Annotated in this window: 12 protein-coding genes; all 12 read left to right on the top strand. The window is 32.8% G+C overall.

The window, feature by feature from the left end; all coding sequences use genetic code 11:
* Nucleotides 1-31 precede the first annotated feature (31 nt).
* The 12 genes from Q0807_RS11825 (at nt 32) to Q0807_RS11770 (ending at nt 12267) form a co-directional block, all read left to right on the top strand.
* Entirely contained in the window at nt 32-1537 is a 1506-nt protein-coding gene (locus Q0807_RS11825; RefSeq protein ID WP_299110147.1) for a BCCT family transporter, read from the top strand.
* Nucleotides 1538-1591: 54 nt separating this feature from the next.
* Nucleotides 1592-2221: an alpha-ketoglutarate-dependent dioxygenase AlkB gene (locus Q0807_RS11820; protein ID WP_299110145.1), complete on the top strand. Its 630-nt coding sequence runs from the start codon at nt 1592-1594 to the stop codon at nt 2219-2221.
* A gap of 213 nt (nt 2222-2434) precedes the next feature.
* Entirely contained in the window at nt 2435-3109 is a 675-nt protein-coding gene (locus Q0807_RS11815; RefSeq protein WP_299110143.1) for an NAD(P)H-dependent oxidoreductase, read from the top strand.
* 26 nt (nt 3110-3135) lie between these two features.
* Nucleotides 3136-4143: a zinc-binding alcohol dehydrogenase family protein gene (locus Q0807_RS11810; RefSeq protein ID WP_299110141.1), complete on the top strand. Its 1008-nt coding sequence runs from the start codon at nt 3136-3138 to the stop codon at nt 4141-4143.
* Between the two features lie 156 nt (nt 4144-4299).
* Entirely contained in the window at nt 4300-4773 is a 474-nt protein-coding gene (locus tag Q0807_RS11805) for a cupin domain-containing protein (protein ID WP_299110138.1), read from the top strand.
* A 1-nt stretch (nt 4774) separates the two neighbouring features.
* Nucleotides 4775-5881: an L-dopachrome tautomerase-related protein gene (locus Q0807_RS11800; RefSeq protein ID WP_299110136.1), complete on the top strand. Its 1107-nt coding sequence runs from the start codon at nt 4775-4777 to the stop codon at nt 5879-5881.
* 160 nt (nt 5882-6041) lie between these two features.
* Nucleotides 6042-6995, top strand: a complete 954-nt coding sequence (locus Q0807_RS11795) for a 2OG-Fe(II) oxygenase (protein ID WP_299110133.1) — start codon at nt 6042-6044, stop codon at nt 6993-6995.
* Nucleotides 6996-7182: 187 nt separating this feature from the next.
* The gene (locus tag Q0807_RS11790; protein ID WP_299110130.1) at nt 7183-7995 is read left to right on the top strand and encodes an SDR family NAD(P)-dependent oxidoreductase; all 813 of its coding nucleotides are present in this window, start codon (nt 7183-7185) and stop codon (nt 7993-7995) included.
* A gap of 166 nt (nt 7996-8161) precedes the next feature.
* Nucleotides 8162-8782, top strand: a complete 621-nt coding sequence (locus Q0807_RS11785) for a MarC family protein (RefSeq protein WP_299110127.1) — start codon at nt 8162-8164, stop codon at nt 8780-8782.
* Nucleotides 8783-8887: 105 nt separating this feature from the next.
* Nucleotides 8888-9484 carry an NAD(P)H-dependent oxidoreductase gene (locus tag Q0807_RS11780; RefSeq protein ID WP_299110124.1) on the top strand — a complete coding sequence of 199 codons (597 nt, stop codon included), beginning with the start codon at nt 8888-8890 and terminating at the stop codon, nt 9482-9484.
* Nucleotides 9485-9487: 3 nt separating this feature from the next.
* Entirely contained in the window at nt 9488-11380 is a 1893-nt protein-coding gene (locus Q0807_RS11775) for a monovalent cation:proton antiporter-2 (CPA2) family protein (RefSeq protein WP_299110121.1), read from the top strand.
* On the top strand, nt 11380-12267 hold the full coding sequence (locus tag Q0807_RS11770) for an AraC family transcriptional regulator (protein WP_299110118.1): 888 nt from the start codon (nt 11380-11382) through the stop codon (nt 12265-12267). The genes Q0807_RS11775 and Q0807_RS11770 overlap by 1 nt, the downstream gene beginning before the upstream one ends.
* Nucleotides 12268-12289 lie beyond the last annotated feature (22 nt).

Genomic DNA, 12289 nt, shown 5'->3' with positions numbered 1-12289 from the left:
CCCTATTTTTGAATAAATCAAAACTCCTTTAATGTTTAAACACCTTAAAAAACACACCATTTTATCAATATCAGTAAGTATCATATTTGCGTGTACATTGGTTGTGTTTTTTGCTACGGAAGCTAGTTATAATGCTATTGAAAGTGCTTCATTATGGGTAAGGAACTATTTTGGGTATTTTTATCTGTATTTAGGTTTTGGTTGTGTTTTAGCGCTTTTGTTAATTGCGTTTTCAAAATATGGACGAATAAAACTCGGGAAACCATCGTCTAAACCAGAATACTCTTTATGGTCTTGGACGGCTATGCTTTATAGTGCAGGAATGGGATCTGGTATTTTATTAAGAGCAGTGCAAGAGCCTGTTTTTATGCAACAAAATCCGCCTTTTACTTCTGGTTTATCTGCACAAACCGTCGCTTTAGAGTTTACGTTTTATCAATGGGGACTTACAGCATGGGCTTTTTATGGACTTTTTGCAGTAATTGTTGGTTACGCCTTGCACGTCAAGAAAAAGAAGGTAAGAATAAGCGCAACTATAGAAGACGATGTTAAAAGTAAGACCTTAAAAAACAGTGTAGATGTTATAACTATTATAACGACTGTCTTTGGTTTGGTGGCTGCAATTGGATTAGGAACAACGCAGATTAATGGTGGTTTAAATCATATTTCAAATCAAGATTTTGGACTAATAACTACAATTTTGCTATGTGTGTTTATTTCTACTGTGGCTTGTTATTCTGCTTGGCAAGGTGTTAATAAAGGGATTAAAATATTCTCGAACCTAAATATCATTGTCACTTTTGCCATCTTGTTGTTTATCTTTTTTACTAGTGATGTAAAACAAATATTAATAGCATTTTTCACATCTACATATCATTATATAATCGATTTTGTGCCAATGAGTTTAGCGCTTGGCGATTATAATCCTGGTTTAGAATTCTTAACCGGTTGGACCTTTTACTATTGGGCCTTTTGGTTGGCTTGGGCACCATTTACAGGTATATTTATTGCGCGTATTTCTAAAGGTCGTACCATTAGACAACTGCTATTAGGAGTTTTAATCATTCCGTCTTTGGGGACTTTTTTCTGGTTTTCCGTTTTCGGAACCTCTGCCTTTCAATTAATAGAAGAATGGGGAACTTATAATAATGAATTTAGCAACGTATTTTCTTCCATTTTTGTATTCTTTGAACATTATCCGTTTGCGACATTTTTAAACATAACTTCAATTATATTATTGATCAGCTTTTTAATTACTTCTGTAGATTCGACAGTATTTGTATTAAGTATGTTTACAGATAAAGGCGCTAAAAATCCAAGTAAAGCACATCGTGTTATCTGGTCTATTTTTATTTTATTAGCAACCATAGCTTTAGTATTGTTGGGTAATATTAAGGCTGATATCAATGTTTTAGAAGCAGTACAACGTTTACTAATAATCACGTCTTTACCGTTCGCTTTCTTTATTATAATTATGTTGATTCTTTTTGTTAAAGACCTAAGGAAAAACACAGCAATACCTAGTAAAACAAAGTAGTAATTACTGTAAGTTTTTAGCCCTTTTTTCGATTAATATATAAACAATAAAAGTATGGATGTGTTTAATCAATCTAACTTATTTTCTACAGATCAGGTCGTAAAAACAGTATTTGATTTACCAGGTGCAGATGTTACTTTATTCGAAAATTTCTTCAGCATAGAAGAAAGTAATGCCTTATATACAAGTCTATTAAATAATACAACTTGGGAGCAGGACCAAATGACTATTTATGGTAAGCAAATAGATTTACCTAGACTTACAGCATGGTATGGTGATACGGATTTAGAAGTTGCTTATGTTGGAAAAACAGCAAAGTTACGTCCTTGGACTGCAGAATTAATTAAAATCAAGGAACGTATAGAGCAGGAGGTCGATGTCAAGTTTACACGCTGCTTACTTAATTATTATCGCGACGGAAAGGATAGTGTAGATTGGCATCAAGATTATGAAGTCGGTAAACGTAAAAACACGGTAATTGGATCGGTAACTTTAGGAGCCACACGACCGTTTCAGTTAAAACACGCCACACGTAAGGATTTAAAACGTATCGAAATTCCGTTAACCCATGGTAGCATGCTAATAATGCAAGGTGCTACACAAGAAAACTGGAAACACAAAATCCCTAAAACAGTAAAACCTATTCTACCAAGAATTAACTTAACCTTTAGATGGGTTCAGTAATATTTTTTGGTATTAATAAAGGATTACGATGGTTTTAAAAGTATAAATGATTGGCTATAGTCGGGTTATTTTATTAAAATTAAGAAATATTTATGTTTTTTAAAGTCTAAAACCTCCATTTATACCTAATTCACCTTTTTTTATACTTCAATTTACCTGTGTAGTGGTTTTATCTTTGTATCAAATTTAAAACTAATCATTAAAACATATAAAATGAATACACCAAACTTTGCAAAAGAAGATATATTAAACGCTTTCAATTTTAGACATGCAACAAAGGAATTTGATGCCACTAAAAAGGTTTCAGATGTGGATATGAAATTCATCCTAGAAACAGCACATTTATCACCAAGTTCATTTGGTTTCGAGCCTTGGCATTTTATCGTAGTTCAGGATAAAGAATTACGTGAGTTATTAAAACCTGTTGCTTGGGGAGCACCTTTAAAATTGGATACTGCTAGTCATTTTGTATTAGGTTTAAGTATGAAAGCACCTATGGTTAAACATGATTCAGAATATATTATGCACATGATGAAGGATGTAAAACAATTACCACAAGAAGTTATTGATATGTATTCTACATTTTACAGAGAGTTTCAAGAGCGTGATTTCGATTTAGATACCGATAAAAAGTTATTCGATTGGTCTTCTAAACAAACTTACATTGCTTTAGGAAATATGATGACAGCTGCTGCTTTAACAGGAATTGATTCTTGTCCAATTGAAGGTTTCCATCAAGAAAAAGCAGAAGCGTTATTAAAAGAAAAATTCGGCGTAGATACAGATAAATATGGTTTATCATTTATGGTTGCTTTTGGGTATAGAAAAGCGGATCCAGAATTTGGAAAATCAAGACGTAATTTTGAAGATATCGTAACATTCAAGTAAACAATTCCTTCTAAAAAACACAAAAAATGAAAGCAATAGGATATAAAGAGAATCTTCCAATAGAAGATGTTAACTCATTACAAGACATAGAATTAAATACGCCAAAAGCTACTGGAAGAGATATTTTAGTAGAGATAAAAGCCATTTCTGTAAACCCTGCAGAATACAAAGTACGTGCAGGAATGCCAGTAGAAGGTGACGATTGGAAAGTTATTGGATGGGATGCTACCGGAATTGTAAAAGAAGTTGGTGATGAAGTATCGCTATTTAAAGTTGGAGACGAAGTTTGGTATGCAGGTGATTTTACCCGTCAAGGAAGTTATGCACAATACCAAGTTGTAGATGAACGTATTGTTGGTAAAAAACCTTCAGGTTTATCTTTTCCTGAAGCTGCTGCGTTACCATTAACATCGCTTACTGCTTACGAACTATTGTTTGATAGATTACAAGTTGCAAAAGAGGATGCTAGCAAATCCATTTTAGTTATTGGTGCTGCTGGAGGTGTTGGTTCTATATTGGTGCAATTAGCTAAAAAGCTAACAAAACTGAATATTATAGGAACTGCTTCTCGTGAAGAAACTACTGCTTGGTTGAAAGATTTAGGTGCAGATTCAGTTATCAACCACAGAAATAAATTAAGTGAAGAGTTCGAGAAATACAATCTTCCTGCACCAGATTATATTGTGAGTTTAAATGCAACCGAACAGCATGCAGATGAGATTGTTAAAGTAATAAAACCACAAGGAAGATTTGGTTTTATTGACGATCCAAAAACGTTTAATGTGATGCCTTTTAAAGCAAAAGCAGTGTCTACGCATATCGAGTTGATGTTTACACGTTCTATGTTCCAAACCGAAGATATGATAGAGCAGCACAACATTTTAAACAAAGTTTCTGAATTGATTGACAACGGAACGATTAAAACCACCTTAGGTGAAAATTTCGGAAGTATTAATGCAGAAAACCTACGTAAAGCACATGCATTTCTAGAAACAGGAAAAGCAAAAGGTAAAATAGTTTTAGAAGGATTTTAATCTTTTCAGGAAGTAAAACATAAATAGAATTGTCACTTCGAGTGAATTTTGAGGCACGAGAAATTAGTATCGAGAAGCTTATTAACTCTAATGGTTCTCGATACAAAATTCTAAAAGAGAATTTCACTCGAACGGACAAAAGAAACATATAAAAAAATGAATTTCAGATCAATTATAGCTGCATTAGCAGTAACAGCACTGTTTGTTGGTAATACTGCAAATGCACAAGTCACCACCAAAGATTCTATAGCCACTTCAAAAGTGCAGCATTTCAATTTTGATGACATGGAATCTGAAACTATTGGAGAAGGAATCCAACGTAAATGGTTTCATGGCGAAAAAGGACAAATGACCATTTTTAATTTAGAAAAAGGAGCTCATATTCCTTGGCACCAGCATCCAAACGAACAGATTACATACATTATGTCTGGAAAAGTAAAAATTAAAACCATTATTGATGGTAAAGAAACTTTTGTAGAAGTTGGAGCAGGAGAAGTTATTGTGTTTCCAGAAAATGTACCTCACGAGTTTTGGGCTTTAGAAGAAACCGTAGATTTAGATGTACATGTTCCTGTACGTGAAGATTGGTTATCTAAAGAGTTACCAGAATATTTAAAAAAGAGCAAGTAAAATGAAAAATATTAGTTTCTTATTAATTTTAATCACGTCAGTGATGTCGATACAAGCACAAAATACAATAACTGAAGCCGAAGTTTTTGCAACTACAGCGCAAGCAGTTGGTAATATTACCTTTACTGATACTGGCGATTTAGTTTATAGTCATCATCCTTTTTTCTCACCAGAAAATAGAGTAATGATTATGGATACTAAAACAAAAACAAGCAAACCTTTTCCAAATAAAGCGTGGAATACACCACGAACTACAGACGATAATTATCTAAGTAATGTTTTAGGTATTAGAAACGATGAAAACGGAATTGTTTGGATGTTAGATATGGCGCAACGCGATAATGTAACACCTAAAATAGTGGGTTGGAACACAAAAACTAATCAGTTAGAACGTATTTATTATTTACCTAAATCTTCCGTACCAAAGCATGCACAACCCAATGATATGGTTGTTGATACTACAAACGGTTATTTTATAATTGCTGATGAAGGTATTGGAAATGGAGGAGATGGTACAAATTCTGCATTTATTATTGTAGACATGAAAACGGGTAAAACACGTCGAATACTTGAAGGTACACGCACAACATTACCAGAAAACACACCAACAGTAATTAACGGTAAACATTTAGCGGTTAACGGTACGGATTTATTAGTCGGAAATGATGGTATTACTGCAGATGCTAATTTTGAATACATTTATTATGGTCCGTTAAACGGAACTAAAATTTACAGAATTAAAACCTTAGATTTAGTAAATGAAGATTTTACGGAAACAGAATTAGATGGCAAAATTGAAACTTATTCTGAAAAACCAAACAATGGTGGAATGAGTATTGATACAACAGGTAATATTTATTTAACAGCTTTAGAAACCAATAGTGTTGCTGTTGTTTTGACCAAAGATAAAAGTGTAAAAACCATGGTGAAAGATGTTAATATGGTTTGGCCAGATGGTGTAAGCTACAATCATGTAGACGGTTATATGTATGTGTCCGCTGCCCAGGTAAACAAAGGTGCTGCGTTTAATGATGGTAAAGATTTATCTACAAAACCATTTTACATTTTCAGGTTTAAGCCTATTACAACAGGTGTTTCTTTTAGATAATTTATGAATTGATTAATAGTTGAATCCCTTTTATTATTATTAAATAAGAAGAGAAGCCACTGTTTAAGTGGCTTTTCTATTGATTTTAACTTAAAATCAAGAATGCATGCAAATCCCAAATAGTCTATAACAGTAGTTTTTGGTAAAAAAAATAGAAACAATGACAAATAAAAATATATTAGCACAAGCTCGTGCACTTGCTTTACCTTCTCGTGAAGCCTCGTTAAATCGTGAAGCTTCAGTTTCACACTTTTGGAATAGTAACCGAGATTTACTCGAAGAGGCATGGACGGAATGGGAAATTGAAAACAAAGACAATTTATTAGTTCCTGATGAGACGTTGCTAGATTCACGATTACAAAAGGCGATTAAAGACGCATGGGAAAACCCAGAAAAAGAATCTGCTGTCGCAGATTTATGGGAAGAAATTATTCCGGGTGTGTATTCTGCTCAGTTTTTTGATTTAGAACGCTTGGCGGAATTTCGTAAGTATTTAGAAGCTACTGTAAATTCTGAAATTCCTAGACGTGCACCTTATGGTATTCAATTAAATCGTTACGGAGTTATGCTAGATCCACGCTCAGAAGGATACCTAGCAGCACCTAATTTTCAAGTATTTTATAACGAAATTATGAATCGTTATATGCGTCCTATAGCACGTTTGTTATTGGGGACTTATGGTTATGATAACCAAACATTTGGTTTTTCTATTCAATACAATCCAGATAAAGACAAGGATTTAAATGGTCACACGGATGCTTCTGCTGCCACTTTGAATATCAACATTAACTTACCCGATGAAGCATTTACAGGTTCACAAGTTGATTTCTATGATAAAACCACAGGAAAAACAGTGCAAACTACGTTTGAATCAGGTAAAGCAATTATTCATAGAGGTGATGTAGCACACGCTACGCACCCAATTATTAGTGGACAACGTAGTAACTTGGTAGTGTGGTTATACGGAGACCGTATGCAAATTCCGAGAGGTGGAGCAAGTAGCTACGGTAGTGTCGATAACTCAGAGTCTAAAGTTGTTACACCAGAAAGTATTAGTGCTCGTGAGCGTTGGAGTGTACCAAAGAGCACCAAAGATACCTTTGCACCTTTTTAAAAGGATTAGAAATCTTTCATCTTGCTTTAGGCAATGATTATATGCAAAAATAGCTACTGGACTATTTATTAGAATTTTATAATAAGATTCAAAAAAAAACAAGAAAATGTCACCTTGAGCACAACCGAAAGGTTTTATAGTTCACAGCTGAACTCAAGGTGATGTTTTAATAAAAAAACAAAAAATGATGAGTAAAACAATAATAGTAACAGGAAGTACAGACGGTATTGGAAAGTTAACCGCTTTTAGCTTAGCTGAAAAAGGACATACGGTTTATGTACATGGAAGAAATGGAGAAAAAGTAGACGCGATTGTTTTAGAAATAAAAACAACAACGAACAATCAGAACATTCATGGTTTGGTGGCTGATTTTTCCGATTTAGAAGCTGTTTCAAAATTAGCAGCACAGATTAAAAAGGACCTTCCTAAAATTGATATACTAATCAATAATGCAGGGATTTTTAAAACGAAAGAGGTTCAGAATAAAAACGGATTAGACATTAGAATGGTGGTAAATTATTTAGCACCTTATGTGTTGACAAATGCCATATTAGAAAACATAAAGCAATCCGAAGCACCAAGAATTATTAATTTAAGTTCTGCTGCACAAGCGCCAATTTCTGAAGCTGTTTTAATAGGGAAGGAGCAAGATTCAGAAAATAGCACTTATGCACAAAGTAAGTTAGCATTAACGATGTGGAGTTTTAATCTAGCAAAACAAGAGCCTAAAATCACGGTTATTGCTGTAAATCCTGGTTCGTTATTAAATACCAAAATGGCTAATGAAGCGTATGGTCAACATTGGTCTCCAGCAGAAAAAGGAGTGGATATCTTATTAGATTTGGCATTGTCTGATGATTATAAAAATGATTCTGGAAAGTATTTTGACAACGATAAAGGTGATCCAAAAGGTTATTTTGCACCAGCGCATCCAGATGCTTATGATGTTTCAAAAATCACTAATTTGTTAGATTTAACCAGTAATTTATTAGGATGTTAGACTTTGTTGCTTAAGATTTTTAATAAGTTTCTTCAAATTTTGTACCTTTTAAAGCGTCATAAAAAGGCACCACTTTTTAGTCTTAAAACTATTTTAATAAAAATAAAATTACTTTAGAGATAAAGAAGTAGTTTTGCGTTTTTTTTAAATGAAAAATTTCCAATAGATGGATAACTTAATTACATTTTCAATTACAGTATTTACAGCCTTTTTTGCTATAACTAATCCTATATCAAATATGACTGTTTTTGTGTCCTTAACGCAAGGTGCAGATGTAAAAACAAAACACGATATAAATAAGCGGTCAAATTTTATTGCGTTTATTATTGTTGCTGTTTTTGTCCTTTTAGGTAAATACATTTTCGAATTATTTAATATCAGTATTCCTGCGTTTAAGATTACAGGTGGTATTTTGATATTTTTCATTGGTTTTGATATGCTACAGTCCAAAACATCTAATGTAAAAAGTCTTAATGATGTACATGTAGATGAAAACATTGCTGTTTCCCCTTTAGCTATTCCAATTTTAGCAGGACCAGGTACTATTGTTACCGCAATGAATTTTGTTGCGAATGTAGAAACTATTCATATTATTTTGGTGATTTTAATTTTTGGATCAATGAGTTTAATTACCTATTTTACTTTTAAATTAAGTGATTTAATTGTAAAAATAGTTGGCCATAATGTCATTTCTGTAATCGGAAAAATTATGGGATTAATCATTGCTATTATTGGAACTGGTATGATTATTACAGGCATTAAATTATCTTTTAATTTAATGGCTTAGGCTTAAATTACTTTAAAAATAACAAGAACTTAATCACATAAGTTTGTACTATAAGCGATTAAAATTAATTTTATAGTCGCTTATTTATTTATAGCTTTTAGTCCTATGAAAAAAATACTTATTCTGTTTTCGCATCCTAAGTTCGAAAAATCTAGGGTTAACCAAGCTTTAGTTAATCATATTAAAGATAAAGAACAAGTTACTATTCATGACTTGTACGAGGAATATCCCAATTTTCATATTGATGTAGTTAAAGAAAAGGAATTACTAAGCCAACATGATATTATCATTTGGCATCACCCTTTTTATTGGTATAGTTGTCCACCTTTAATGAAACAATGGATGGATATGGTGTTAGAGTTTAATTGGGCTTACGGCCCAGAAGGTAATGCATTACAGAATAAAACATGCTTAAATGTTATTACTACTGGAGGTTCTAGAGAAGTCTATTGCTCAGAGGGTTATAACAGCTTTACTATTAGACAATTTTTAAGGCCTTTTGAACAAACGGCAATTTTGTGTGGTATGACTTATTTTCCACCTTTTGCTGTTATGGGAACGCATACATTATCTGATGAAGACTTAAACGATTATAAAAATAACTACGGTAAACTAATTGACTTATTACAAGCTGATTTATCTATTAATGATTTTGATAACAAATCGTTTTTAAACGATATTCCTCAACTTAAAGCCACATAAACTATGACTGGAAGTATACTTTTTGAAGCCATAGTATTTTTAGCAGGAGCCATAATTTGTGTCTCTATCGCAAAACGTTTAGGCTTAAGTTCTGTTATTGGTTATTTATTGGCAGGTGTGTTAATTGGGCCTTATGTCCTCGGATTTATAGGACAAGAAGGGCAAGATATTTTACACTTTGCCGAATTTGGTGTGGTGGTTATGCTGTTTTTAATTGGACTAGAAATTGAGCCAAAAAACTTCTGGAACATGCGAAAAACTATTCTGGGCATGGGAGGTATACAAGTAGGAGGAACCATGCTACTCTCATATATTCTATTCGCTGCATTAGGTTTCGACTGGAAAGTGGCTTTAGTAATTTCAATGGCTGTGGCACTATCATCTACCGCAATTGCATTGCAAACCATAAAAGAAAAAGGATTGATGAATACCACCTTTGGTACGTCGTCTTTTTCCATACTATTGTTTCAAGATATCATTGTGATTTTTATGTTGGGTTTTATTCCGTTATTAGCTAATTCAGAACATAAAACGTCCACGGAAAATCACAGCGAGCATGCTAACTTATTAGAAAATCTTCCAGTAGGTCTTCAAACTTTGGCAATAATTTTATCAGTAGTGTTAATCATTGTCGCTGGTCGTTATTTAATTGTACCAATGTTACGTAAAGTGGCAAAAACAGGTGTTCGTGAGTTGTTAATCGCTGCTGCTTTGTTAATTGTTTTTGGTATTTCATTCTTAATGGAGTATGTTGGTATTAGTCCTGCTTTGGGTGCCTTTTTAGGAGGCGTTGTACTTTCTAATAGTGAATTTAAACATGAACTAGAAAGTACCTTAGAGCCTTTTAAAAATCTGCTTTTAGGTTTGTTCTTTATGGCTGTTGGTGCTTCAATTAACTTTATTGTTATCGCCAAAAGTCCATTGACTATTGGTGGTATTTTATTAGCAATTATTGTTTTAAAAGCAGTGGTGCTATTTATAACCGGACATATTTTCAAACTAAAACTAGACCAAAAATTATTGCTAACCTTTAGTTTAGCTCAAATCGGAGAATTCGCTTTTGTACTGCTGTCTTTTGCTTTCGGATTGAATATTTTAGAGCAAGAACAAATGGATATGATGCTCGTAATTACAGCATTGTCAATGTCGATAACACCAATTATTAGCATGATTAACGAACGTTTAATACTGCCTAAAATTGGTACCAAAGAATCCATAAAACGACCAATGGACCACATTGCTAAATCGCAAAAAATAATACTCGTTGGTTTTGGTCATTTTGGAAGTACAATTGGACGTTTTTTACGCTCTCATGGTGTTGAAGCTACTATTTTAGACCACGATTCTAACCGTGTAGATTTCCTTAGAAAAATGGGTTTCGAAGTGTATTATGGAGATGCCACACGACTAGATTTATTAGAATCAGCCGGAATTTCGGAAGCCAAAATTATTATTTGTGCAACTAATAAACTCAGTGTTTCAAAAGCGATAAGTAAAATAGTGAAGGAGAAATATCCGCATGTAGAATTCATGATTCGGACTAAAAATAGATATGATGCCTACGAATTATTAAATTTAGGGCATCAAAACATATATAGAGAATCTTTAGAAACGTCCTTAACTTTAGCTAAAGATGTGTTGAGCAAAATGGGCTTCAGAAAATACACGCTAACCAGACAGGTTCAGAACTTTATTAAGTATGATGAAGATAGTTTAAGACGATTAGCATCAGAGCCTAAACGAGAAGATGACTATATTTTTAAAGCTAAAAAAGAATTAGAGCAACAAGAGAAATTCTTAAATGAAGATTTTAAACGTGGTGTTGTAGACTATGATAATCATTGGGATAGCGAACATATTAGAAAAGCTTTAGAAAATCCAAACACCAAAAAATAATGGCAAAAGATATTCCGCATATTGAATTTGATTCTAAAAAACCAGATAATAGTGGAATAGAGATTTTAACTATTGAAAGTCTTGCTGAACGTAAAGATGAAACAGGTCATAATCCTGAAAAAGCGCATCAAGTTACATTTAATATGATTGTGTTTTATACTGCTGGTGAGAGTAAACATTTGGTAGATTTTGTTTGGCATCCAGTTAAAAAAAATACGCTAATTCATATTTCTAAAGGTCAAATTAACGCCTTTCAGTTTACACCAGAACTAAAAGGATATATCATATTATTTACGGAAGCGTATTTAAAAAAACAAATTAGCACGTTACCAAAAAATGAAATTGATAGGTTGTTTAACGCGCAATTATTTTCGCCAATTATTCAAGTTCCTGTAGATTCTAATGTGGAGACGTATATTCGGTTATTTGATGAAGAATATTCTAATTCTCAAGAAAATTATAATCAAGATAATACGTATAGTGCGTTGCATACCATTATCTTTTCTAAGTTAGAACGCTTAAAGCAGTACCAAACCTTGCACCTTAAACGTTCAGATAAATTAAACACATTTTTAAGCTTTAAATCATTACTTGAAGTTCACTTTAGTAAAAGTAGAAATGCAGATTTTTATGCTGAAAAATTAAACATTACTTACAAACATCTTAATACCATTTGTAAAGAGACCGTTGCGATTACTGCCAAACAATTTATTGACCAGTTTTTAATATTAGAAGCCAAACGGTTACTTATTAATTCGGAATTAAAAAGTACAGAATTAGCTTATTCTTTAGGTTTTGAAGAACCAACTAACTTTGTAAAATACTTTAAGAAACATACAGGATTTACCCCAAATCAATTTAAAAAAACCGTTAAATTAGAGTTTTAGGTTCGATATATACCATTTTTAC

It is taken from the genome of uncultured Winogradskyella sp., assembly GCF_947495255.1.
In the GTDB taxonomy this organism is placed as follows: Bacteria; Bacteroidota; Bacteroidia; order Flavobacteriales; family Flavobacteriaceae; genus Winogradskyella.
Note: the sequence above shows the minus strand (reverse complement) of the source record. Positions and strands in the feature narration are given on the sequence as shown.

What these genes read in the sequence shown, in the direction of transcription:
- Q0807_RS11825 (WP_299110147.1), top strand. Translation starts at nt 32, where the DNA reads ATGTTTAAACACCTTAAAAAACACACCATTTTATCAATATCAGTAAGT.
- Q0807_RS11820 (WP_299110145.1), top strand. Translation starts at nt 1,592, where the DNA reads ATGGATGTGTTTAATCAATCTAACTTATTTTCTACAGATCAGGTCGTA.
- Q0807_RS11815 (WP_299110143.1), top strand. Translation starts at nt 2,435, where the DNA reads ATGAATACACCAAACTTTGCAAAAGAAGATATATTAAACGCTTTCAAT.
- Q0807_RS11810 (WP_299110141.1), top strand. Translation starts at nt 3,136, where the DNA reads ATGAAAGCAATAGGATATAAAGAGAATCTTCCAATAGAAGATGTTAAC.
- Q0807_RS11805 (WP_299110138.1), top strand. Translation starts at nt 4,300, where the DNA reads ATGAATTTCAGATCAATTATAGCTGCATTAGCAGTAACAGCACTGTTT.
- Q0807_RS11800 (WP_299110136.1), top strand. Translation starts at nt 4,775, where the DNA reads ATGAAAAATATTAGTTTCTTATTAATTTTAATCACGTCAGTGATGTCG.
- Q0807_RS11795 (WP_299110133.1), top strand. Translation starts at nt 6,042, where the DNA reads ATGACAAATAAAAATATATTAGCACAAGCTCGTGCACTTGCTTTACCT.
- Q0807_RS11790 (WP_299110130.1), top strand. Translation starts at nt 7,183, where the DNA reads ATGAGTAAAACAATAATAGTAACAGGAAGTACAGACGGTATTGGAAAG.
- Q0807_RS11785 (WP_299110127.1), top strand. Translation starts at nt 8,162, where the DNA reads ATGGATAACTTAATTACATTTTCAATTACAGTATTTACAGCCTTTTTT.
- Q0807_RS11780 (WP_299110124.1), top strand. Translation starts at nt 8,888, where the DNA reads ATGAAAAAAATACTTATTCTGTTTTCGCATCCTAAGTTCGAAAAATCT.
- Q0807_RS11775 (WP_299110121.1), top strand. Translation starts at nt 9,488, where the DNA reads ATGACTGGAAGTATACTTTTTGAAGCCATAGTATTTTTAGCAGGAGCC.
- Q0807_RS11770 (WP_299110118.1), top strand. Translation starts at nt 11,380, where the DNA reads ATGGCAAAAGATATTCCGCATATTGAATTTGATTCTAAAAAACCAGAT.